This window comes from Kitasatospora sp. NPDC041917 (assembly GCF_055589745.1).
This window is the reverse complement of sequence record NZ_JBVJBI010000014.1, coordinates 7739-29964: the sequence shown is the minus strand read 5'-3', so window position 1 is coordinate 29964 and position 22226 is coordinate 7739. Positions and strand designations below refer to the sequence as shown.

The following is a 22226-nucleotide window of genomic DNA, read 5'->3' as shown; positions in this document are numbered from 1 at the left end:
GGATCGTAAGAACGTCCGATCCGGTCGACACCCGGTTCGACAGGTGAATTCGACTGGTGGTTCGACAGGTGGTTCGACGCACGGTCGGGCGCGGGTCAGGCCACGATGCCCAGCTCGTGCGGGGTGTTGTTGAAGCGTCGGCCGCCGGCCGGGGTGACGGTCACGATGTCCTCGATCCGCACCCCGAACCGGCCGGGCAGGTAGATCCCCGGCTCGATCGAGAAGCACATGCCCGGCACCAGCGGCCGTTCCTCGCCCTCGACCAGGTACGGAGGTTCGTGCGTGGTGGTGCCGATGCCGTGGCCGGTGCGGTGGATGAAGTACTCGCCGTACCCGCCCTCGGTGATCACCCGACGGGCGATCCGGTCGATCTCCTGGCAGGCTACCCCGGGGCGCACTGCCTCGAAGGCGGTCTGCTGGGCCAGTCGGACCAGCTCGTGCACCTTGCGCACCTCGTCCGGAACGTCCGCGCCGACATGCACCGTCCGGGTGGTGTCGGAACCGTAGCCGTCCTTGAGACCACCGAAGTCCAGCACCACGGTGTCACCCGTACGGATGACCCGGTCACCGGCCTCGTGGTGCGGGTTGGCGCCGTTCGGCCCCGAGCCGACCACGGTGAAGTCGACCTGGCTGTGCCCGTACTGGATGAGCAGCGCGCCGAGGTCGGCGGCCACGTCGGTCTCCCGGCGGCCGGCGAACTCGACCTCCAGGATGCCCCGGTAGGCGGCGTCCGCCGCGCCGCCGGCGGCGGCCAGGCGGTCCAGCTCCTCGGTGTCCTTGACGGCGCGCAGCATCGGCAGGCAGTCGGTGAGCGAGATGAAGGAGACGCCGGGCAGCGCGGCCTGGAGGCCGAGCAGGTGCAGCGCCCAGGTGTTGTCGGAGACGCCGTACCGTCCGGCCGGGTCGAGCAGCGGGCCGACGGTGGCGAACGGGTCCTCGCCGTCGGACCAGTCGAGCAGCCCGACGGCCGGGGCGCCGACCGCCTTCTCGGCATCCGGGCGCTCCAACTTGGGCACCACCAGAGCGGGTTCGCTTCCGGCGGTGAGGACGAGGGCGGTCAGCCGCTCGGTGATCGCGGTGGGCGAGTAGCCGCACAGGTAGGCCAGGTCGGGACCGGGCGCGACGACCAGGCCGGCCAGACCGGCGGCAGTCGCCTCGGCGGTGGCCCGGGACATCCGGGCGGTGTGGTCCTCGACGGTGAAGGGGTGGGGCACGGCGGTTCCTCCTCGGGGGCCGGACGGGCGCTGCTGGGACTCCATCGCGTCAACTCCATCACGTCCTCGTCGAGTTGGTGAAGCTCTCGGGGAGGAACCGGCGCGATCCGGACGGCGATGCGGATCGCTCTCCGGGCGGCGATCCGGTGGGTGCTCCGGTACCGGGGCGAGGCGTGGGCGGGTGCGGCGGGTCCGCGGCCCGCCCCGGGAAGCCCTCGGGGGCGGGCGGTACCCGGCCAGTTCACCCGGTTGCCGGGCCCGCCGCATGCGGCGGACGGCCGTGCGGGTGAGCGGCGGCCGACCCGGGGTGTCAGTCCTGCCGGTCGGCCGACTCGGCCGACTCGGCCGAATCGGTGGACTTGGTGGATTCAGCGGATGCGGCGGACTCGGCAGCGGGCCACACGGCGCGCCGCAGCGTGCGGCTCGCGGTCGCGGCCAGCAGGGCGGCGGCGAGCAGGGCGCTGATCCCGACCAGCGCGGTGGCGGGGGAGGAGCGGTCCAGCAGCAGGCCGGTGACGAAGCTCCCGGCGGGCATGCCGGCGGTGAGCAGCGTCATGGTCGCCGCGATCACCCGGCCGCGCAGCGCGTCCGGCACCTGACGGAAGACCAGCAGGTCGAGCATCACCCGCAGGGTCGGCACGCCCGCGCCGAACACGAACAGCGCGGCGAAGACGGTCGGCGCCCCGCCGGGCAGCAGTGGCGCCAGCGGGACCGGTACCGCGCTCCAGGCCACCGCCAGCAGCAGCACGCCGGGGCCCGCCAGCCGGTGCAGCCGGGCGACCAGGGCGGTGCCGGCCAGCGCCCCGACCGCCTCGCCGGCCAGGGCCAGGCCGATCCCGGTGCCGCTGGTGCCGTGCTCGCGCAACAGCACCATGACGGGCAGCAGCAGGGAGGCCCCGGCGAGATTGATCACCAGCAGGACGGCCAGGGCGGTCCGCAGCAGCGGGGAGGCGGCGAGGACGCGGAAACCCGCCAGGGCGCTGTTCCCGGTGGACCGGTCGGCATCCCCGGACTCGTGCGGGCTGGGGAAGCGCACCGCGACGGCGGCGGTCACCGCGAGCAGGGAGGCGAGCGCGGCGCCGAGGAAGGGGACCGCGTGGCCGAGCCCGAACAGGAATCCGGCCAGTGGCGGTCCCGCCAGCGAGGCGCCGCTCATCCGGGCCTCGTCCTGGGCCAGGGCCTGGGAGAGCTGCTCCGGCGGGACCACCGAGCGCAGCGCGAGCAGCCGGACCGGGCCGCTGTAGGCGATCGTCGCGCCGATCACGGCGGCGACCAGCAGCAGGTGGGCCAGGTTCGGCGGGCCGAACGCCAGGGCCGCCGGGACGCTGGCGAGGGCGAGCAGCCGGGCGCTGTCGGCGGCGATCAGCACCCGGCGGCGGTTCACCCGGTCGGCCACCACGCCGCCGTGGACGCCCAGCAGCAGGGTGGCGGCCATCTGCACGGCGCCGAAGGCTCCGGCGGAGGTGGAGGAGCCGGTGAGCGCGAGGACCAGCAGGGGGAAGGCGGTGTCGCCGATCACCATGCCGAGGGTCGCGGAGGCCTGGCCGGCCCAGAGGGCCTGGAACCGCAGGTTGCGCCGCAGCGGTACGAGCGGCGGCGGTGCGGGCGACGAAGGCGCGGACGGCGAAGGTGCGGACGGCGAGGGCATGGACGGCGGGGCGGCGGCCGGTCCGGGGTGCTCCATCGCCGCTGTCGTCGTCGGTTGGTCCGTCATGTCCCGCCCCCATCGTTCGCGATTGCGCAATCATTCACGTCTGCATGAATGATGTCGTAGGCGTCATTGGTTTCGCAAGGGTGATTGATGGCTCGGTGGTGAGCGCTCACCGGGGCGTGATTGCGAACGGAGCGGCCGATCTGGAAGGGTGGCCCCGTGGTCGAGCACACACCGGAGGCCGCCGACAGCGGCGAGCAGCAGCCCGTCACCTGGGTCAAGGAACGCCAGGTGTCCGACGTCGCGGTGCTCAAGGCCCTGGCCGACCCGCTGCGCCTGGCCATCCTCGGCGCGCTGCAGTCCTCCGAGGACCGTCCGCTGACGGCCAAGGAGCTCGCCGCCACGCTCGACGAGCCGCAGACCAAGCTCTACCGGCACATCAAGCAGTTGGAGAAGGCCGGGCTGGTCCTGGTGGCCGGCACCCGGCTGGTCTCGGGCATCGTGGAGAGCCGCTACCGGGTCGCCCAGGGGGCGATCCGGCTGGCCCCGGAGATGTTCACCGCCGACTCCCCGGCCCGCTCCGAGGCGTACGAGGCCGTCGTGGCCGCGATGGACCGGGTGCGGTCCGACTTCCGCGCCAGGATCGCCGAAGGCCGGCTGGACTTCGGCCGGCCGCCCGGTGGTTCGGGCCCGCCGTCCGGACTGTTCGCGGACTTCGCGCTGCGGCTCAGCCCGGACCGGCTGGACCGGCTGCGATCCCAACTGGCCGAAATCTTCGACGAACTGAACGAAGAAGGGCCGAGTGCGGCCGAGGATGCGCTGGATGTGACCGTCTTTACCCTGCTCTACGGTCTCCGACCGGGCACGGAATCATAAATTCCGGGTCGTCTGTCGGTGCGGTGGGACACCATGTCCGGCATGTCCTACGAACTCCAGGCGCTGATAGGAACACGGGAGCTGCTGACGGTGGCGGCGGCGGAGGTTTCGACGGCCCGGGTGGTGCCGTTGGCGCAGGGGCTGGCCCTGATCCCGGTCACCTCCGCCGTCCTCACCGCGCTCCAGGGAGACGGCGTCCTGCGCAGGCCCGGCGGTGGGGCCGGGCCCGGCCGGCACGCGGACGGCTTCGAACTCCGGCTGGCCGCCTGGTCGAAGGCCGGGCCGATCGCCCGCGTCGAGGCGCGGTACTTCGGTGGCGGCGGCACCCAGCGCGCGGCCGTCTGGCTGGACGGCGCGGTCACCCTCGGCCCGCTCACCATCGGCGAATTCGAGCCCGCCCCGGCCGAGGGCACCCCGATCTCCCGCGCCCTGCGGCGTATCGGCGCCCGCACCGAGGAGGGCCGGGCGGACGAGTTCGAGTCGGTCGGTCTGGGCCGGCACCGCACCACCGGCGGCTGGGCTGAGCCGGCCGACTGACCCCGCCGCCGTCCGTGCTCGTTCCCGCGCCCGTGCCCGTGCCCGTGCTCGTGCGGTCAGTGCGGGGTGGGGGATTCGGCCTGCCAGCGCCGGCCGATGGAGCGCAGGAGGGCCGGGTAGACGCCGAGGTACCGGAAGGGCTTGATGGCGGCCATGTAGAGGTGGCCGAGGAGCCCGTTGGGCTTGACCAGGACGGCCATCTGGGCGCGGTACGTGCCGCTGCCGGGAGCGGTCTCGACCCAGCCGAGGTGGAGGATGCCGTGGACGGTGCGGTTGGCCGTCTCGGCGGTCCACTCGTCGTGGAGCAGGTAGACGGAGCGGAACGGCGCGGAGCGGGTGTCGGGGCCGCGCGGGGCGTCCCGGAGATCGGCGGGGAGGCGGTCGCGGAGGGTGGGGACGCGGGTGCCGAGGCCGGCGTCGGGCTTGTCCCAGCCGAGCAGGGCGCCGAGCTTCCAGCGGGCCGCGAAGAGGAGGCGGACGACGGGGGAGGCGGACATCGGGGCGCCGGTGCCGTTGGCGAACTGGTCGACCAGGCGGGCGAGGTCGTCGGGGCCGCCGGGGGTCGGCAGGGCCCACACGTCCTCCAGGCGGAAGTCGGGGGCGATCTCGTGGATCCGCCACGGGCGGGAGGTGTGTGCCGTGCGGGGGAGTCTCATCTGCGTGCCCCTGTCTGTACGGTGCCGTATAGAGCCAGGCTAGACCCGTGTGTACGGTGGCGTATGCACAAGGGTGTGAGCGTGAGGAGCGACACAGTGGAACGAGACGCGGCGAGGGGCCCGGCATGGGCGTGACGCGGACGCCGCGCGCCCGGTGGATCGAGGAGGGGCTGCGGGCGCTCGCGGCCGGCGGCCCGGAGGCGGTGCGCGTCGAGCCGCTCGCCCAGGCGCTCGGCGTCACCAAGGGCGGCTTCTACGGGTACTTCCGCAACCGGGGCGCGCTGCTCGACGAGATGCTCGACACCTGGGAGCGGGAGGTCACCGAGGGTGTGATCGCCCAGGTCGAGGACGAGGGCGGCGACGCCCGGACCCGGCTCGGGCGGCTCTTCGCGATCGCCGCCACCAGCGGCGACGGGCCCGTGACCGGCACCACCGTCGACCTGGCGATCCGCGACTGGGCGCGGCGCGACGAAGCGGTCGCCGAACGCCTGCGCCGCGTGGACAACCGCCGGATGGCCTACCTGCGTTCGCTCTACGCGTCGTTCTGCCCCGACCCGGACGACGTCGAGGTCCGCAGCCTGATCAGCTTCTCGCTCCGGATCGGCCACCACCTCGTCGCCGTCGACCACGAGGGCCGCAGCCGCGCCGAGGTGATGGAACTGACCCGCGATTGGCTCCTGCGCTAGAGCCTGTCCCCGGCCGGTCGGGCACGCGGAAAGCGGGCACGGAAAGCGGGCACGGAAAGCCGCGCACGGAAAACGGCGCACGGAAAACGGGGGCGCGGCACCGAAGAAGGTCCGGTGCCGCGCCCCCGTTGTGTCCCGCAGCCGCTCGGAGCCTGCGTCGCCGCAGGCCGGGGCCGGTGCTAGCGGTAGTTCACGTACTGGAGCGCGAAGTCCAGGTCCTTGCCCTTGAGCAGGGCCTGCACGGCCTGGAGGTCGTCGCGGCTCTTCGAGCTGACGCGCAGCTCGTCGCCCTGGACCTGTGCCTTGACGCCCTTCGGGCCCTCGTCACGGATGATCTTCGCGACCTTCTTCGCGTCCTCCGTGGTGATGCCCTCCTTGACGTTGGCGAAGATCTTGTACTCCTTGCCGGACAGCTGCGGCTCGCCGGCGTCCAGAGCCTTCAGCGACAGGCCGCGCTTGATGAACTTGGTCTGCAGGACGTCGAGGATGGCGCGCACGCGCTCCTCGCCGTTCGCCTTCATCTCGATCTTCTCGGCGGTGCGGCTGATCTCGCCGCCGACGCCCTTGAAGTCGAAGCGCGTCGCGATCTCACGGGAGGTCTGGTTGATCGCGTTGTCGACCTCCTGCCACTCGACCTTCGAGACGATGTCGAAACTGGAGTCGGCCATGGGTGTTGGTCTCCTTGATGCTCTGGCTTCACTGGCACGGCCCGCCCTCGCGGGCGTCCGGAGTCCCAGCCTATCCAGCGCCACACCGGCCCCGCCCGTACCGCCCGCCCGTGGTTCCTTGATCATCGCGTGATCTATCGAGTGGCGGAGCACCCCCCGGCATCGGGTATGGTTTACCAAGTCGAACGGGGTGAACACCCCGGGAAACGAAGATCCTGGCTGGTTGCCCGAGCGGCCAAAGGGAGCAGACTGTAAATCTGTCGCGCAAGCTACGCAGGTTCGAACCCTGCACCAGCCACAGGATAGAGAAACGGCCTCTGAGCTGCGGAAACGCAGATCAGAGGCCGTTTTCTTGTGCTCGAACACCGGTTGCGCCGGATGGTCGTTTTAGGCGGTTTGTCTCACCTCGTTTCGCCCGGATCCCAGTCCTGACCAGCGGTTCCGGACCAGGCGCGGACCAAGGTCATGCAACTGAGCGCTTCAGCAGCGGCTGAGTGGTTGAGCCAGCGAGGTGCTGGTGCCTCTTGCAGCCGGTGTGCCGTGTGAAATTGAACCGGCTGGGGTGGGTTCCGCCCGGCGCTCATGTAGTCAGCGGAAGCGCTCAGCCACGGTTGGAGGAATCGCCGTAGTCCCGCCGCCACAGCACGTGCTGTGTCTCCAGATCCTCCACCTCAATCCACGCGCTCGCCGGAACGGGTCCTTCGGTGACGTACCAACGGTCTGCGGTGTCGTTCCACTGGCTCAGTCGACCATACGGGTCGTCGTCGATCGGGACGCCGATCGACTTCCAGGCCTCGCGGACGACGTTGTCCCTACCCCAACGGGGCCAGTGATGGACGGAGTGCTCAGGCAGAACGACCGTGAACCGCACCGGGCGCAGACCCCGAAGGTCAAAGGGCAGGGAGTCAGGGTCGGGGCTGTCGCTGAGGTGAACCGTCGCGGCTACCCCGGGTTGGCAATTGTCGTTTATCCACAGGGCCTTCAACGTGCCGGAACGTTCGATCGCGGGCCACGGCTCGCGCCTGGAGAAGTGGTAGAAGGTCCGGACTGCCGTCGAGCTCTCGGCGCTCTCACAGCTTCCTCGAAGGTCCTGGACCTTGATCGGGTCGGAGGGAATCTCATCAGCCACCCGCCCATCCTAGGTCGCGCGGCTGTCTGATCCTGGGGCCTTCAAACTCCGTCTGAGCCAGCCGCCTAACGCTCGATTCGCCGACTGAAGGGCTCAGTCATAGGTCAGGGGCCGTCGGGCGGTGGCGGGGGTGCGGTCCGCCGCTGGAGCCGCTCGGTGATGAGCCGGTTGGCGTGGTCCTCGTCGCCGTGGATGCACTTGGCGTAGACCCGGAGCAGGACGGCGATGCTGTGCCCCGCCCGCCGGGCGCACTCGGCCACCGGCACTCCGGAGGCCAGCCAGAGCGAGATCCCGGCGTGCCGGGCGTCGTACGGGCGCTTGGCGAGCGGCGTGGCCCGCTCCTCCTCGCTGAACACCTCCGCCCGCCCGGCGGCCCAGACGACGCCGTACCCGCTCTCCTGCACCATGCCGTTCCGGAAGGTCCGGAACAGCCGGCCGTCCGGGGCGGTGCCGTACTGCTCGATGTGCTCCCGCAGCAGCTTCACCAGTTCGGGCGGGATCGGGACCGGCCGGGTGGCCGACTCCGCCCGGTGCTTCAGGCCCCGGGGGTCGTGGGACGCCCCGCTGTCGGTCCAGGACGAGCCGACGCGGGGGCTGTTCCCGTTGAGGTTGAGCTTCCCCCAGCCCTCCGCCGGCAGGACGCACCGATCCTTGCGCAGGTGGACCACCTCGCCCGGGCGCATGCCCGCGTAGTACATGCACCCGAAGAACGCCACCAGCCGCGGCCCGCGCCTGCCCTGCCGACCGACCGCCTCCAGCATCGCGGCCGCCTGCTCCGGGCTCATGACGTACTCCGGATCGACCTCCTCCTCGGTCCGGGGCGGCTGCCACTGCACCGACGGCAGCGGGTTGGTGGCCAGCAGGCCGTCCTCGACGGCGCGGCCCAGGACGTGGTTGAGAATCCGGCGCTTCCGGAGCGTGGTCGAGGCGGCGGCCTTGGTGCCGTCGAGCTTCACCGAGAGGGCGGCGAGCAGGCGACGGACCATCTTCGGGTCCGCCAGCTCGGACACGTCCACGGAGTTACGCGCCACCCAGGCCAAGGCCCTGGCGACGTCGGCCGGCGGCTCGTCGGTCCAGCGGTTCACGTTGAAGGCCCAGCTGTACAGCGCGCGCCGCACGAGCGGCTTGTCCGGCATTCCGGTCTTGCTCTTGACCAGCTCGAACGTGACGCTGGCCAGGGCATCGGCCCACGTCGTCCGGGTCTTGGCCGGGGCGCCGTCCCAGCGGGCCTCGACGTAGTTCCGCCCGTGCTGGTACCAGGTGACGGAGTTCTGCTCCTCCTGGCGCTTGCGGAGCTCCGCGAGCGGGAGGCCCGTCTCGGTGTCGAAGGGCTGGTGAGAAGCCGCCGCGACGAGCAGTTCGGCCTTCCGGCCGTCCGCCTGGGTCTTCGTGAGGTAGGACTCGGAGAACTCCCGGCCGTTCACCGTCCACCGGACCATCCACGGCTTGCGGCGGTCCGGACGGTGGCGGTGGTCCCAGAAGGTGACCTTGTAGGAGGTGGGCATCAGGCAGCCACCTCGCAGGCAGCCAGCCACGCGTCCAGGTCGACCCGGTCGACCCGGACCTGGCCGTTGGGGAGCTTGATGAGGCGCGGAGCCTGGCCCCGGGCGCGCATCCGGTAGAAGGCGGCACGGGACATGCCGAGTTCGGCGAGCACGACGGGGAGCTTGAGCAGTTCGCGCTTGGGCATGGCGAAGTCTCCTGCTGTGGGTGCGGAGGGTGGCTGCGAAGTGTTACGAGCCCTCGCGCGGGCGGCCGCGGAGGGCGGAAGGTGTCAGGCATGTCAGGGGAACTCGCTGACCTGCCGGTACGGCTCCTGGCCGGGCGTCAGGGATTGTCAGGGCTGTCAGGGGATCTCGGCTATCCCTGACAGCCCTGACGCGCCCTGACCGCTCGTCCGGCGGCGTATCGCCAGGTCAGGGCTTTGTCCTGACGTTCCTGACGGTTACGTGATCGGGTTCGCGTCCGCGGGGGCGCTCAGAACCGGGTGGACGCGGTAGGTGACGGCCTGAGGCCGGCCTCGCTGGCCGCTGGCCGGAGTCTGGTCGGTGCGGAGCCAGCCGTGCTGTTCGAGCAGAGCGAGCGCGGGCTCGACGTCGACGACCTTCTTGAACCGCCGGGACGACGCGACGGCGTCGTGCGCCTTGATGTGGGTGCGGTGGGTGCCATCCTTCTTCGGCCGCTGGAGCCACTGGAGGAGGGCGTGGGCGTCCTCGGTGGCGGGGTCGGCGGCGATGAGGTCGAAGACGGCGAGGGTGTGGGCGGTGTAGTACTCGGCGATCTCGGCGGCGCGGTCGACGGTGCCCGCCTCGACGGGCGCGCGCCAGTCGCCGCCGACGTGGTCGGCGAGGTGGAGGAGGACCGCGATGCGGGCGATGTGGCCGACCAACTTGCCCGCCCAGTCCTTGATGTGGGCGAGCGGCTCGTCCGGGCGGAGCTGGACCTCGAACTTCTCCTGCAGCTTCTCGACGGCGAGGTCGGCGGCCTCGGTCATCGTGACGACGACCGGCTCGTCCAAGGCGGTGAGGGCGCGCAGGAGCGCGGACAGACGGACGTCGTACGTGGTGGCGACCGGTTCGGGGACCGGGGTGGTGCGGATCTTGCGGTAGCCGAGGTTGGAGGGCGGGAGGGAGTACAGGAAGCGGGCGAGCAGGCCGCGGTCGCGGGCACCGGGGGCGGCGCCGAGCTCCTGGAGGACGGCGGGCTGCGGGGTGACGCCGATGGTGAGCGCGGGCTTGTCGACGGTGGGCTGCTCGCGGGTGATCCGGTCGGCCTGGAGCCGCTCGCCCTTGTGGGCCTGGAGGAAGACTCCGAGGTTGGGCTTGCTGCTGTAGCGGCCGACGATGCTGTCGAAGAGGTCGCCCTCGGGGGAGAGCGCGGCCAGACAGCGGTGGACGCCGAGCTGGTGGGTGACGGTCTCGGGGGTGATGTCCCCGGACAAGGTCAGCCGCGGGCTCGGCGGGACGACGATCTCGTCGGCCAGCATTCGGGCGCCGGAGATCTCGGCCACCAGGTGCGCGCGGTCGAGGTCCGGGTTCTTGCGGGCCTTGGCCATCAGCGCCTCGACCTCGGCCAGAGCGGCCTCCTTCGCGGTCTCGGCCTCGATGATCCGAGGCCGGGCCTCGGCCCGCAGCTCGTCCTCAACCCGGTAGACGGGGCCGGTCATGAACGCGAACACGTCGGACTTGCGGCTGGCGGGCGGCATCGCGCACACCAGGTAGAGGTTCGACTGCTCGCGCCAGCCGGGCCGGATCTCCACACCCACCCGGCCGCCGGCGGCGGTGGACAGCGCGGCCAGGGACATGGTGGCGGCCATGTCGGCCGGGGTCTGGGTGAACTCCGCCACCGCCTCCACATACGCGCCCACCCACCCGGGCAGGGCACGGACGGGGAACGTGGGCAGGGCGCCGTGCGAGCCGAGCGGAACGGGGTCGAGCCAGGTCTCGCCGGAGGCGAGGTCCGCGAGGGCGGCGAGCGCGGCGGTGCGGACGGCCTCCAGGTCGGCCTGGTCGTCGCCGGCCATGTGGGCGAGACGGCTGGTGGCGGTGTTGATGCGGCGCCGCTCGGCGGCCACGCGCACGATCTCGGCGTAGTACTCGCCGTTCGCGGCGGTGGGAGTGGCCTGGATGCAGGTGTGCAGGTAGCCGGGCCCGCCGATGCGGCCCAGGTCGCCCTGGCCGCGCAGGACTTCGGCCAGCAGCATTGGGTCGACCGGCCGCTCGCCGCTGGCCGCCATGCGGGTGATGGCGCGCCAGATCGTCTCGTGCGCGGGGTGGTAGAACACGCCCGGGTCGCCGAGCTGGGCGGCGAGCGCGGGGATCTGGGCGGGGTCGAGCAGGGCGGCGCCGATGACGGCCTGCTCGGCGGCCTTCACCTCGGCGGGCTCGGGCCGGAACGGGATCACGTTCGGCGCGTACTCGGTGCTCAACGAGTTGATGACCGGGCCGTTCACCGGACGCCGCCGAGCAGGTCGGCGACGAGCGGGGCGAGGTTGCGGTTGGCGTGCTCGGCGAGAGCGGCGACCACGGTCTTGGCCTCGGAGGTGAGCGTGCGGCCGGGCCGGGCCGCGGTGGGGGCGATGAGGATGCTATCCGGGATCGGGAGGAGCACGGTGGCGGTCACCAGGACGGCGGGGAGGTCGGTGCGTTCGGGGCTGACCATTACGGGCCACGGCTCGCCGGGGCGGGACCACGGGGAGACGCGCTCCCAGTCCAGCGGGTGGCCGGTGGGCCGGTGCGCGAGCGCGCTGTGCTGCAGGCCGATCTTCGCGCAGAACTGGGCGCCGCCGTCGTGGTCGACGTACACCTCGACCCGGTCGATGTCCGGGCGCATGGTCGCGTAGCCCGGGGACATGATCGGGCTGGTCGCGATGCGCCACGCGGCGGCGGCGAACTCGACCGGGCGGAGCGGTTCGCCGTCCTCGTGGAAGTGGCCGGCGTGGTGGGCGATGTAGGCGCCGTAGCGGGAGCGGCCGTCGCTGGCGTCCCGCCGGTCGGCGATGTCGTTGATGATGACGAGCGTGGAGTGGTCGAACTGGGGCATGCTGGTCCCATCTCTGTGAAGGGGATGCACGGCCCCGCACCGGCCGACTCTCTGCCAAGAACAGGCGGCCGGTGTGGGGCTTCGTGCTGCGTGGATCATGCGGCGTTGGCGCGGCCGACGATGATCGTTCGGGCGGGGTTCTCGGGGTCGGCGCGCATGACGAACCCCTCTCGGGTGGACCACTCTTCGGTGTTGTTGGCGTTGGTGTTGGCACTCTGACCTGCGCCAACGTTGGCAACAGAGTCGGGGAGAGGAGCGGGGGCGGAGGGGGAGCGGAGCGCGGGCACGTCCTGGTGGTGAACGCCGGGCCCGTTGCCGTCCGGGGTGCGGACCCCTCCGCGGACCGGGATGCCGGCCTCGGAGAGGAGGACCCGGACGGCCTTGGTGGAGGGCTCCCAACCGCGGTGGGAGGCGGCCAGATCGGCCGCCAGCCGGGTGAGCAGAACAGAGTTCCCAGCGGTGGTCAGGGAAGCGGTCAGGGAGTGGGTCTCGGCGGGGGTCGGGGTGGCCACCTCGGGGGCCTCCTGGCGGTCCTCCCCGGTGGGTTCCTCCTCGGTGGCTTCGGTGGCGGGCACCGGATGCCCCTGCTCCTGTTCTTCCTCGCCCTCAGCCGGGGCCTTGCCGGGGGTGGGGGCGTGGATCAGGGCGGCTATCCACCACGCCCCGATCAGGAGGCCGATGCCGGGCTCGATCCAGGGGCGGGCCAGGGACCAGACGAGCGGGCCGCCGACGATCAGCATCAGGGCGGCCGCGCCGGCGGCGTCGCCCGCCCGGCTCCGTGCGGCCTTGCGGGCGGCTTTGGCCTGGTCCAGCTCGAACTGGCGGGCCGCGACCTGCGCGGCTTCCCGGGCCTGGAGCATCGAGGCGCGCTTGGCCGGGTCGGCCTCCGTGGTGAGCTTCTTCGTGAAGGCCTCCTCGGCGGCCTGGGCGGCCTGGGCGGCGAGGTCGTCCTGCTTGGCCTTGAGCGCGGCGGCCTCGGCGCGGCGCTCGCGCTGGGGGGCCGTCAGCTTGCGGATGAGGACGGGCGTGCCGGTGGCCAACCCGGTGAACGGCCACAGGAGAGTGGGGACCAGCTTCTCGGTGGGGAAGATTCGTTCCATCGCCGTCAGCCGATGAACGAGTTGATCAGGCCGCTGAGGACGGAGGCGGGGATGGCCCAGAAGCCGCCGGCGCTCGCGTAGAGGCTGGGGGCGACGGCGCCGCAGATGACGTCCTTCCAGGGCTTCGGCTTGAGTCCGAAGACCGCGATGGTCAGCAGGGCGGCGGTCGCGCCGGTCTGCCACTCGCCGAGGGCCTGGTTGCCCTGGAAGCTGGCGCCGAGCTGGTTGCCGATGCCGCTCAGCTGCTGGAACGCGGTGCCGGCGTTGGCGCTCAACAGGCCGATGCCGAACGCCCAGTAGGGGACGTGGTCGGGGGTCACGGTGATCTTGTTCTTTCCGCGGATGCCGACGAGGAGGTACGCGGAGGTGACCGTGGCGGCGCCGCCGGCACCCAGCGCGATGAGGCTGCTCATGAGGTGTCTCCTTGGCGGGTCAGTAGAGGGGGAGGGCAGCGAGGAGCGGGGCGATGCCGGTGGCGACGGTGAGGCCGGAGGCGACCGGGATGCGCGCGGCGATCAGGATCAGGAGGGGTCCGGGGCGGCGGACCTCGCTCACGCGCAGGCGGCCCCGGTCACGCAAGTGGAGGTCGAGGGCCCAGCCGGCACCGGCCAGCAGCAGGCCGACGAAGGGCCCGCCCGGCGTGATCAGCTCGACCAGGCCGGTCGCGTAGCCGCTGACCGCGCTGATGGCGGTGAGGACGTACCAGCGGCGGAAGCGGCGGGTGCGGTCGGAGGATCCGGCCGTGGCGCGGGCGGCCTTGCGGTGCTGGCGGCGGGCCCGGGCCTTGGCCTCGCGCTGGTCGGCGAGCCGCTGCTCGCGGTGGCGCAGGTCGCGCTGGGCGGGTGTCTCCCCGGCCGCGGCGTGGGCGGCGTCCTCCTGGACGCGGGCGCGCTGCTTCTCCAGCTCGCGCTGGGCCTCCAGGCGGGCGGCCCGGTCCTCCGGGGTCTCGGAGAGCCGGTCCGCGAGGAGGTCGACCAGGCCGACGAGGTCGTCCCGTTGGGCGGGGCGGCTGGGGGTGAGAATGTCCTCGATCCGGTGGCGCTCGGTCTTCTCCTGGACGGTCTCCCCGACCGCGCCGAGTGCCGCGTCCATCCGGGCCCGCTGGCCCGCGAGCATCTCCTCGTACTCGACCTGCTGACGGGCAGTGCGCTGGGCCTCGGTCTCGGTGAGGAGTTGGCCGATCTGCTCTCCCACCTGGGAGGCGATGGCCGTGGCCTGCTCGGCGAAGAGCCTGCCGGCCGGGGCCCAGAAGGCCTCGGCGGCGGCCTCCATCGAGGGCGGCCCGGCGGGGGTGGCGGCGATCGGGGTCGGGGTGTGGACGGTGGTGTCCGGCAGGCCCGGGGTCGGGGGCTGGGCCGGGGCGGGGATGACGGGGCCGGACTTGCGCCACCACTCGGCCACGGGCTCGGGGCCGGGGGTGGGCATGCCGGCGGTGGGCGGCTCGGACGGCGGCGGCGGGATGGTCATCGGTCCCACCCGCCCCGGCGGATCAGTTCGCGGATGCACAGGACGGCGATCACGGCGTCGACCACCAGGAACAGCAGGCACAGCGTGTAGGCCATGGAGTCTTCCTTGGGAGGGGCCCGGCCGGAGCCGGGCCCGAGGGGTGGTCAGGAGGAGCGCCACCAGGAGCGGGGGGCCGGGGTGGAGTGCCAGGCCGTGGTGCTCTTGCTGGTGCGGAGGCTGTCGATCTGGCGCTGGCCCTCGCGGTCGGCGCGGCGGACGGCGGCGGCCCGGCGCTGCTGGCCCGTCTGGGGCTGCTGGCTACGGCGGAAGAGCTGCATCACGCGCTCCCTCAGCGGTCGGTGTCGGGCTTGTCGAGGTCGCGGCAGGTGACGGCGCCGGTGGTCACTGCGCGTTCTCCTCGCCGGGGCGGTTGCGCTCGGCCTCGACGGCGGCGCGCAGGCGGACGGCGGTCTCGTTGCGGCAGCCGAGCAGGGAGCGGACTTTGCGGGTCGACAGCTCCTCGCCCTGGGCGGCGAGGTCGGCGGCCAGCACCCGGACCCGGGCGAGGTCGGCCGGGTCGAGTGCCCGGTCCCCGGCCGGGGCGGAAGCGTTCCCGCCGCCGTCGGTCGAGGACCCGTCGTCGGGCTCTTCGGGCTTCGGTGCGGGTACGCCCGACCCGTTTCCGTAAAGGGCTTCGAGCGCTTCCGTGGTGATCGGGGAAGCGTTCCGCAGGACGTCGGGAACGGCGTCGAGGTAGACGCCGTCCGAGGGGCCGGAGGGCAGCGGGAGGGTGAGGGCGGGGAACGGGTCGTCGGGCATTCCCGGCCACAGGTCGGCCGGTGCCGGCAGCGTGCTCAGCTCCGCCACGCGGGCCCTCGCGTTGAGCCGCTGGGCGAGCAGCTCGGCGGTCAGCCCCGGCGTGGTGACGCCGTGGACGTACTCCCAGGCGATGCGCCACGCCTCGTCGGGCGACAACGCTCCGTAGGCGGCGGCGGACAGCAGACGGTCCGCGACCTCCCGCACCTGAGGGTGGTGCTCGGCGCGTTGGCGGGCGTGCTCGGCTTGCTCCTTCGCCGTCTTCTTCTCGGCGGTGGTCGGGCCGCGGCCGCCATGGGTCTGGAGGTCGGTCAGCCAGACGGCGCCGATGCTGGACAGGGCCAGCACGGCGGCGACCCACCGGGCATCGGTGTACTGCTGCCAGCCGTGGGCGAAGTTGATCCCGGCGGCAACCGTCCCAGCGGCCCAGGCGCCGAGGCGGTAGGTGTGGGTGGAGCGCTCGCCTTCGGCCTGGGCGCCCATGGCGACCAGCGCCCACGCGCCGCCCTCCAGCATCGCGGCCAGCAGCACCGCGAGCAGCAGCGCCACGTCCGCGTGGTCGAGCGCGGCGACCTGCGAGGCCACGGCCGACACGATCGAGCACGCCTGGACCAGCCGGACGAACGCCCTCGCGGGGCTCGCCGTGATCCAGCCGGTCACCCGGCCGAACCGCGCGGCCCGCACCGCCCGCCGCCGCTCCCGAGCCTGCTCGGCGTCGCGCTGGTCGGCCTGGCGCCGCTGGCGGGCCGCCTCGGCGTCCAACCGGCGCTGCTCGCGCTCATCCCGCCGGTCCGCCCGGGCGTCGGCCCGGACGGCCTGCTGGTCGGCGCGCCGCTCGGCACGGAAGTCGTTCAGCCCGCTCACCGCCGCCACCCCGCCTTCGGGGAGAAGCCGGCGGCCTCGGCGGCCTGCCCGGCGGTCAGCCGCCCGCGCCGGTCCAGCGCTTCGGTGACCCGGCCGACCTGCTCCCAGAGCGTGTCGAGGAGGGCGTCGGTGTGGTCGTGCAGCGCGGCCAGGTCCCGGCACGGGTCGTCGGAGGTCCCGAAGGTGACGTCCCGGCCGAAGGCCTCGTCCACGGCCCGGTAGATCTCGCGGCGATCGTTGACGGCGCCGAGTTCGGTCAGCCATCCGCGCCGGGTGGTCCACCGGCCGGTCTCGCGCAGCCACCGGTCCTGGGCCCGCTCGCCGGCGGCCAGCATCATCAGGCCGGTGCGGAGCGGGGTCGAACAGGGACTGATGACGACCGCTCCGCCGCTGTCGGCCTGGTCCGGGGCCAGGCCGAGGTCGTTGCGGATGAAGACGGCCTCGAACGGGATCCCGGAGTGCAGCAGGACCAGGACGTGGCCGGCCTCGTGCGTGGCGAACGCGCGCCGCAACTCGTCCACCGGCAGGTCCAGGGCCTCCGTGATGCCCACGCCCGACGGCAGCTCCGGGCGGGGGTTGCGGGTGGTCATCCCGTTCCGGGCGTCGAAGCGCCAGCCGGTGCGGTTCAGGGTGTCGCTCACCTCTGCCACCCCGCCTTCGGGGAGAAGCCAGCGGCCTCGGCGGCCTGCTCCTCCGTCAGCCGACCGTGCTCGGTCAGCGCGGCGGTCAGGCGGGTCACCCGGTCCCACAGCGTGTCGAGCAAGGCGTCCGCCTGGTCGTGGAGAGCGGCCAGGTCCCGACTCGGGTCGTCGCTGACGCCGTAGGTCAGGCCGTCGGGGTGCAAGCGGCGGGCGCACTCGGCGATGGCGTCCCGGTCGCCCTCGGCGAGGATCTCGACCACCCACGCGCGCGCCGGGGTCCACAGACCGGCCTCGCGCAGCCACCGGTCCGCGGCCCGCTCACCGGCGGCGGCGAACAGCATGACGTCGGCGGCCGGCGCGGTGAGGACGCCGGGGACCTCGATACGACCGCTGGGCGTGTTCGGGCCGTGGCCGAGGTCGTCGGCGACCGACACGACCGTGAGCCGCATGCCGAGGTGGAGCGCGAGGACCGCGTGGCCGGCCTCGTGGACCGCGATCTCCTCGCGCAGCAGCGCTTCCGGCAGGTCGAGGATGCGGTACGTGGTCGTCGGGAGGGCCACCACCGGCATGGGGTGACGGGTGACCGCCCCGAACGCGGGGTCCCGGTGCCAGGTCGAGCCGATGGTGGTGGTCACGCCGCCACCTGCCCCGCGCCGGCGGTGCGGTAGATGACGGCCGGACGCCGCAGCGGCACCGGCGCCATGCTCATCAGGCGCTCGGCGTAGGCGGCCAGCACCGGGTCCTCCCGGCGCAGGTCCGCCACGATGTCCGACGCGGCGTCCATCCGGGCCGCGCACTCGACCGCGCTCTCGCCGGGCACGCCGGTGAACAGCCGGGCGAACTCCGAGTCCGCGGCGAGACCGAGCGCCAGCTCGGCGAACTCGTCCTCGTCCAAGGCCAGCTGGCCTGCAACAATCGACCTCACGGGTCTACCTCCTCTCTCGTAGGGGTGGGCCCGAGGGCCGCCGCGCGTTCCTTGGCCGGGAGCACGGCGGCCCAACTCATGCGGGCCCAGCTACTCGTGGTGCACGAGTAGCCATGGCCGCGGCCCAGCCGCGAGCGGAAGGGCCGGGCCAAAGTCACTCGTTCACAGCTCAGGCCCCGCCCGCCGAAGCGGAGCAGGGCCCGTGATGCCGTCCTCTTGGGGAGCGTGCTCCCTTTCAGGCGCGGACGGCGTGACCTCTCGGTCTTGCCCTCCGGACTGCCAAGGCGCCGGGTGCCTCGGCCCGATCTATCCCGGGCCCCTTCGCCCCAGACACGGCAGCAGCCGGCCATTCATGGGCGCATTTGTGCAGGTCAGAGCAGCCCAAAGAAGGCCCCTCTGTGTCGCCCCTGTCTCACTTGGTGCGACACGCTCAACATAGAGAACCTGCTTAAGCAGGTCAAGAGAGTTGGGTTTCTCGCTCGTGTTGGACACCTCCTCTAGCATGGATTCATGGCCCTGGATCCGAATGACCCCCGTCCTCCGTATCAGCAGGTCAAAGGCTCATTGAGGGCCTCGATCCTCACGAAGCAGCCGGGCTTCCAGCCTGGCGACAAACTTCCTTCAGGCCCTGCGCTGGCGAAGCACTTCGGCGTGGCGCGCGGCACGGTAGACAGGGCGCTCGACGAACTCCGCACCGAGGATCTGATCGTGACCCGCCAGGGGAGCGGCTCGTTCGTGCGAGAGCGCACCTCGCGGCCGGTCGGGCTGCGGCCTCACCTTGAAACGGCCTTCGAGCAGCAGCAGGTGACCCTCGACTTCGCCGGGTTCTCCAGTGAAACGCTGCACAACGCGCTGCAGGAGCCGCTCGACAAGGTCCGCTCTGGCCGGTTCGCGCCCGAGTCGATCACCGTCCGACTGCTCCTGCCGGACACCACGGCGCCTATGGCCGTGCCGGTCCTGGTCGACGGACTGCAGGACGAGGTCGCCCTTCGGGAGCGGGCGCGGAACATCGCCCTGACGAACGCCGGCGGCATCGCGCACTCGGTGGAGATGCTGGCCGAGCTGGGCCTCGTCCAGAAGGCGACCGTCCAGGTCAAAGTCCATCGGGCATCCAGCCTGTTCAAGCTGTACATCCTGAACCGGACGGAGGCGTTCTTCGGCTTCTACCCGCTCCGCGAGCGCACCGTGACGATCGACGACGACGCCCACACCTTCTACGACGTCACCGGCAAGGACACCACCCTGTTCCACCACGTCGCCGGGCCGGACGACGCTTCGCTCGGATCGCAGTACGTCCAGCAGGCCCAGATGTGGTTCGACAGCGTGTGGAGCACGATTGCGTACGAGCGGCAGTCATGACCGCCACCCCTCAGCAACTCGCTGACGTGCTGCGGCCGGTGAAGCACGTGCTCCTCGACTTCGACGGTCCGGTGTGCTCGGTCTTCGCCGGCCTCCCCGCTCCGGAGGTCGCGCGCCGACTCCGTGAAGGCCTGCTCGCCGCGGGCGAGCAGGCCCCGGCCGGGGCGAAGGAGGAGAGCGACCCGCTCGCCCTGCTTCGGCTAGTCGCGGACGCTCGCTCGGGTCTCACGGCGAGCACGGACGCTGCGCTGGCCACGCTGGAGACCGAAGCTGTCCGGGGCGCCCGCCCGACCCCAGGCGGCGAATCGGTTCTGCGCGCCGCTGCCCGCTCCGGTCGGCTGGTCTCTGTGGTCAGCAACAACGCGGGCGAGGCCATCGAGACCTACCTCGCCGAGCATGGCCTCAGCGACTACGTGGCCGGCGTCTTCGGCCGCGCCCCGGGTGACCCCTCATCCATGAAGCCGAACCCGCGCCTCCTGCTCGAAGCCATGAAGGCCGTAGGCACTGAGCCGGAGCACTGCATCTTCATCGGCGATGCGGCCCGCGACGTCGAGGCTGGGAAGGCCGCCGGTGTCCTGACGATCGGCTATGCCAACAAGTCGGGGAAGGACGTCAAGCTGGCCGCTGCTGGCGCCGTGGTGGTCGTGGACTCGATGCACCTCATCGCCGACGCCCTCGCCTGACCTGGTGGGCAATCAGTGAAGGCCCAGACACGAGTGTTCCCATGAAACCTGTCTCCCGCTCGCGCTTGCTCCCCTACGCTCCGTCGTAGCAGGTGCTGGTCGAGGTGGAGGGGACAGTCATGACGGACGAGATCGCCCAGTTGGTGGAACAGGCAGGCCCGTACCTGGCGGCGGCCGTGAGTGCGTACGGCGGGGCCGTCTTGACCCGGGCGGAAGACAGCGCCGTGGAAGCGACCGCCAACCTGGGCCGTCGCGTCCTGCACGCGGTGTTCCGTCGCGGCTCGCAGAGCGAACAGGCCTCCTTGGAAGCTGCGGTCCAGGACGCCGCCGAGGACACCACCGACCCGGACGCGGCAGCGGCGCTGCGCCAGCAGATCAAGCGGGCCCTGCGCGATGACGCCGGACTGCGGCAGGAGCTGGCCGGCCTCGTCGGACCGGCCGCCGCCTCTGTGACGATCACCGCGTCCGGGGAGCGGTCGATCGCCGCCTACGCCATCAACACGGCCATCACCGGCGACGGTCACCACCTCGCCCAGTGACCGGGCCCCACTACAACGTCTCCGGCACTAGGGCGGCTGCGGCCCAGAGCATCGGCACCGTCCACACCGGCGACGTCATCGGTCTGCCCGCCGAGATCCTCACCGCCGCCCGCGACGTGCCGGCCCCGCCTAGCCTCACCAACCTGCCGCCTTACCCCCTCTGCCTTGGCCGCGAGGACGCCCTCGCCTGGCTCCGCACCACGCTCACGGCAGACGGTGGGACCGCGATCACCCAGGCCTCAACCGTTCACGGCCTCGGCGGCATCGGCAAGAGCACCCTGTCCCTCGCTTACGCCCACCGCTACCGCCACGCCTACGCCCTCATCTGGTGGATCGCCGCGGACTCCCCGGCCAGCATCGAGCAGTCCCTCGCAGGCCTGACCCTCCGGCTGCTCCCGTCCTGGGCCGGAACCGCCTCCCAAGGCCAGCGGGCCCAGTGGGCGATGACCTGGCTGCAATGGCACCCAGGGTGGCTGCTGGTCTTCGACAACGTCGAGAACCCGGCCGACCTCACCAGCTACCTCGGCGCGCTCAACGGTGGGCATCACCTGGTTAGCAGCCGCCGTGCCACCGGCTGGCCGCGCACTATCAGCACCTATCCTCTCGGTACCCTCGCGCCTGATGAGGCCGCCGAACTGATTTGTACCTACGCGTTCACCGATGGCAAGCCCACCCCCCGTGACCTCCGGGACGCCCGTGCGCTCGCTGCTGACCTCGGCCACCTCCCGCTCGCGCTGGAGCAGGCTGGCGCCTACCTGCGCCAGCACCCCACCATCAGCATTGATGCCTACCGCAGGCGCCTGCCCACCAAGCTGGACAAAGCGGCCGAGGGCATCGACGCCGAACGCACCATTGCCCGTATCTGGACGCAGACCCTCCAGGCTCTCGAAGCTCGGAACCCTCACGCCGTGACGGTCCTGCGAACCCTGGCCTGGCTCGGGCCTGACGACATCCCCGTCACCATCCTCGAAGCCGTCGACTACAACAACGACGACCTCCACGAGTCCCTCGGGCTCCTGGTCGCCTACAGCATGGTTACCGTCACCAGGCACAGCGTCAGCATCCACCGCCTCCTGCAGACGGTCCTACGCTCCACCGCACCCACCGAAACCGATGGATCGCTCACCGGTCGCCGCACAGCCGAGGAAGCTCTCTTCCAAGCGCTCGACCTCCTAGAAGACCAGATGCCCGCGGCTCTGAATGCCTTGATGTCCCACCTCATCGCCCTTGCCACCACCCGGCCCGCAGGGCTCGGCAGCGACCGTGAAGTCGTTCTCTACGGCGTTGCGGCCGACCATCTGTACCTGCAAGGCCACGACGCCCGCGTTCTGCCGTTTCGGCGCGCGATCGTCAGCCACGACGAACAGGTTCTCGGTGACACTCACCCCAACACCCTCATGAGTCGCAACAACCTCGCCAGCGCCTACCAGGCGGCTGGGGACCTTGAGCGAGCTATCCCCCTGCACGAGGCCACCCTCGCCCAGCACGAACAGGTTCTCGGTGACACTCACCCCGACACCCTGATCAGTCGCAACAACCTCGCCTACGCCTACCAGGCGGCTGGGGACTTCGAGCGAGCTATCCCCCTGCACGAGGCCACCCTCGCCCAGCGCGAACAGGTTCTCGGTGACACTCACCCTGACACCCTCATGAGTCGCAACAACCTCGCCAGCGCCTACCAGGCGGCTGGGGACCTTGAGCGTGCCATCCTCCTGCACGAGGCCACCCTCGCCCAGCGCGAACAGACCTTGGGCGACACCCACCCCAAAACTCTGATCAGTCGCAACAACCTCGCCGACGCCTACCAGGCGGCTGGGGACCTTGAGCGTGCCATCCTCCTGCACGAGGCCACCCTCGCCCAGCGCGAACAGACCTTGGGCGACACCCACCCCAC

General features: G+C 71.9%; 24 protein-coding genes and 1 tRNA gene. 8 read left to right on the top strand and 17 right to left on the bottom strand.

The window, feature by feature from the left end; all coding sequences use genetic code 11:
* Window positions 1-95: 95 nt before the first annotated feature.
* Together ACZ6EM_RS19015 and ACZ6EM_RS19010 are read right to left on the bottom strand one after the other, a co-directional pair.
* Window positions 96-1259 (bottom strand): M24 family metallopeptidase, encoded by a 1164-nt coding sequence (locus tag ACZ6EM_RS19015; RefSeq protein WP_401046622.1) that lies wholly within the window; start codon window positions 1257-1259, stop codon window positions 96-98.
* Window positions 1260-1524: 265 nt separating this feature from the next.
* On the bottom strand, window positions 1525-2928 hold the full coding sequence (locus ACZ6EM_RS19010; protein ID WP_465772819.1) for an MFS transporter: 1404 nt from the start codon (window positions 2926-2928) through the stop codon (window positions 1525-1527).
* Window positions 2929-3084: 156 nt separating this feature from the next.
* On the opposite strand from ACZ6EM_RS19010, the gene ACZ6EM_RS19005 reads away from it, so the two are divergent.
* Together ACZ6EM_RS19005 and ACZ6EM_RS19000 are read left to right on the top strand one after the other, a co-directional pair.
* A complete protein-coding gene (locus ACZ6EM_RS19005; RefSeq protein WP_359897566.1) occupies window positions 3085-3741 on the top strand; it encodes an ArsR/SmtB family transcription factor in 657 nt (218 codons plus the stop codon).
* A gap of 42 nt (window positions 3742-3783) precedes the next feature.
* The gene (locus tag ACZ6EM_RS19000) at window positions 3784-4278 is read left to right on the top strand and encodes a hypothetical protein (RefSeq protein ID WP_465772818.1); all 495 of its coding nucleotides are present in this window, start codon (window positions 3784-3786) and stop codon (window positions 4276-4278) included.
* A 56-nt stretch (window positions 4279-4334) separates the two neighbouring features.
* Here the strand turns inward: ACZ6EM_RS19000 and ACZ6EM_RS18995 are convergent, their stop codons facing one another.
* Window positions 4335-4934: a DUF2867 domain-containing protein gene (locus ACZ6EM_RS18995; RefSeq protein WP_452177409.1), complete on the bottom strand. Its 600-nt coding sequence runs from the start codon at window positions 4932-4934 to the stop codon at window positions 4335-4337.
* 125 nt (window positions 4935-5059) lie between these two features.
* On the opposite strand from ACZ6EM_RS18995, the gene ACZ6EM_RS18990 reads away from it, so the two are divergent.
* On the top strand, window positions 5060-5620 hold the full coding sequence (locus ACZ6EM_RS18990; RefSeq protein ID WP_401046611.1) for a TetR/AcrR family transcriptional regulator: 561 nt from the start codon (window positions 5060-5062) through the stop codon (window positions 5618-5620).
* Between the two features lie 179 nt (window positions 5621-5799).
* Here ACZ6EM_RS18990 and ACZ6EM_RS18985 read toward each other — a convergent pair whose 3' ends face one another.
* Window positions 5800-6288: a YajQ family cyclic di-GMP-binding protein gene (locus ACZ6EM_RS18985; RefSeq protein WP_359897561.1), complete on the bottom strand. Its 489-nt coding sequence runs from the start codon at window positions 6286-6288 to the stop codon at window positions 5800-5802.
* A 217-nt stretch (window positions 6289-6505) separates the two neighbouring features.
* On the opposite strand from ACZ6EM_RS18985, the gene ACZ6EM_RS18980 reads away from it, so the two are divergent.
* Window positions 6506-6586: transfer RNA gene (locus tag ACZ6EM_RS18980), tRNA-Tyr, on the top strand.
* Between the two features lie 303 nt (window positions 6587-6889).
* On the opposite strand, the gene ACZ6EM_RS18975 is transcribed toward ACZ6EM_RS18980, so the two are convergent.
* From ACZ6EM_RS18975 to ACZ6EM_RS18915, 13 genes are all read right to left on the bottom strand, one after another.
* Window positions 6890-7417 (bottom strand): hypothetical protein, encoded by a 528-nt coding sequence (locus ACZ6EM_RS18975; RefSeq protein ID WP_465772817.1) that lies wholly within the window; start codon window positions 7415-7417, stop codon window positions 6890-6892.
* A 104-nt stretch (window positions 7418-7521) separates the two neighbouring features.
* Window positions 7522-8922 (bottom strand): tyrosine-type recombinase/integrase, encoded by a 1401-nt coding sequence (locus ACZ6EM_RS18970; protein WP_465772816.1) that lies wholly within the window; start codon window positions 8920-8922, stop codon window positions 7522-7524.
* The gene (locus tag ACZ6EM_RS18965) at window positions 8922-9107 is read right to left on the bottom strand and encodes a helix-turn-helix transcriptional regulator (RefSeq protein WP_465656892.1); all 186 of its coding nucleotides are present in this window, start codon (window positions 9105-9107) and stop codon (window positions 8922-8924) included. Before ACZ6EM_RS18965 ends, ACZ6EM_RS18970 begins: the two co-directional genes overlap by 1 nt.
* Window positions 9108-9362: 255 nt before the next feature.
* Window positions 9363-11345: a YfjI family protein gene (locus tag ACZ6EM_RS18960; RefSeq protein WP_465772815.1), complete on the bottom strand. Its 1983-nt coding sequence runs from the start codon at window positions 11343-11345 to the stop codon at window positions 9363-9365.
* Window positions 11346-11365: 20 nt separating this feature from the next.
* Entirely contained in the window at window positions 11366-11959 is a 594-nt protein-coding gene (locus ACZ6EM_RS18955) for a hypothetical protein (protein ID WP_465772814.1), read from the bottom strand.
* A 95-nt stretch (window positions 11960-12054) separates the two neighbouring features.
* On the bottom strand, window positions 12055-13059 hold the full coding sequence (locus tag ACZ6EM_RS18950) for a hypothetical protein (RefSeq protein WP_465772813.1): 1005 nt from the start codon (window positions 13057-13059) through the stop codon (window positions 12055-12057).
* 5 nt (window positions 13060-13064) lie between these two features.
* Window positions 13065-13472 carry a hypothetical protein gene (locus ACZ6EM_RS18945; RefSeq protein WP_465772812.1) on the bottom strand — a complete coding sequence of 136 codons (408 nt, stop codon included), beginning with the start codon at window positions 13470-13472 and terminating at the stop codon, window positions 13065-13067.
* A 19-nt stretch (window positions 13473-13491) separates the two neighbouring features.
* Window positions 13492-14526, bottom strand: coding sequence for a hypothetical protein (locus ACZ6EM_RS18940; protein WP_465772811.1), 1035 nt, complete (start codon window positions 14524-14526; stop codon window positions 13492-13494).
* Window positions 14527-14669: 143 nt separating this feature from the next.
* Window positions 14670-14843, bottom strand: coding sequence for a hypothetical protein (locus ACZ6EM_RS18935; protein ID WP_465772810.1), 174 nt, complete (start codon window positions 14841-14843; stop codon window positions 14670-14672).
* A 64-nt stretch (window positions 14844-14907) separates the two neighbouring features.
* On the bottom strand, window positions 14908-16185 hold the full coding sequence (locus ACZ6EM_RS18930; protein WP_465772809.1) for a hypothetical protein: 1278 nt from the start codon (window positions 16183-16185) through the stop codon (window positions 14908-14910).
* A complete protein-coding gene (locus tag ACZ6EM_RS18925; protein ID WP_465772808.1) occupies window positions 16182-16826 on the bottom strand; it encodes a hypothetical protein in 645 nt (214 codons plus the stop codon). Before ACZ6EM_RS18925 ends, ACZ6EM_RS18930 begins: the two co-directional genes overlap by 4 nt.
* Entirely contained in the window at window positions 16823-17461 is a 639-nt protein-coding gene (locus ACZ6EM_RS18920) for a hypothetical protein (RefSeq protein WP_465772807.1), read from the bottom strand. The genes ACZ6EM_RS18925 and ACZ6EM_RS18920 overlap by 4 nt, the downstream gene beginning before the upstream one ends.
* Window positions 17458-17751: a hypothetical protein gene (locus ACZ6EM_RS18915; RefSeq protein WP_465772806.1), complete on the bottom strand. Its 294-nt coding sequence runs from the start codon at window positions 17749-17751 to the stop codon at window positions 17458-17460. The genes ACZ6EM_RS18920 and ACZ6EM_RS18915 overlap by 4 nt, the downstream gene beginning before the upstream one ends.
* 510 nt (window positions 17752-18261) lie before the next feature.
* Between ACZ6EM_RS18915 and ACZ6EM_RS18910 the strand changes: the two genes are divergently transcribed.
* The 4 genes from ACZ6EM_RS18910 to fxsT form a co-directional block, all read left to right on the top strand.
* Window positions 18262-19110, top strand: coding sequence for a GntR family transcriptional regulator (locus ACZ6EM_RS18910; protein ID WP_465772805.1), 849 nt, complete (start codon window positions 18262-18264; stop codon window positions 19108-19110).
* Complete coding sequence (locus tag ACZ6EM_RS18905; RefSeq protein WP_465772804.1) at window positions 19107-19793, top strand: HAD family hydrolase; 687 nt, start codon at window positions 19107-19109, stop codon at window positions 19791-19793. The genes ACZ6EM_RS18910 and ACZ6EM_RS18905 overlap by 4 nt, the downstream gene beginning before the upstream one ends.
* Before the next feature lie 119 nt (window positions 19794-19912).
* Complete coding sequence (locus ACZ6EM_RS18900; protein ID WP_465772803.1) at window positions 19913-20332, top strand: hypothetical protein; 420 nt, start codon at window positions 19913-19915, stop codon at window positions 20330-20332.
* Window positions 20329-22226: FxSxx-COOH system tetratricopeptide repeat protein (gene fxsT / locus ACZ6EM_RS18895; RefSeq protein WP_465772802.1), on the top strand; the 1898-nt coding region annotated here is incomplete at its 3' end. The genes ACZ6EM_RS18900 and fxsT, both read left to right, overlap by 4 nt.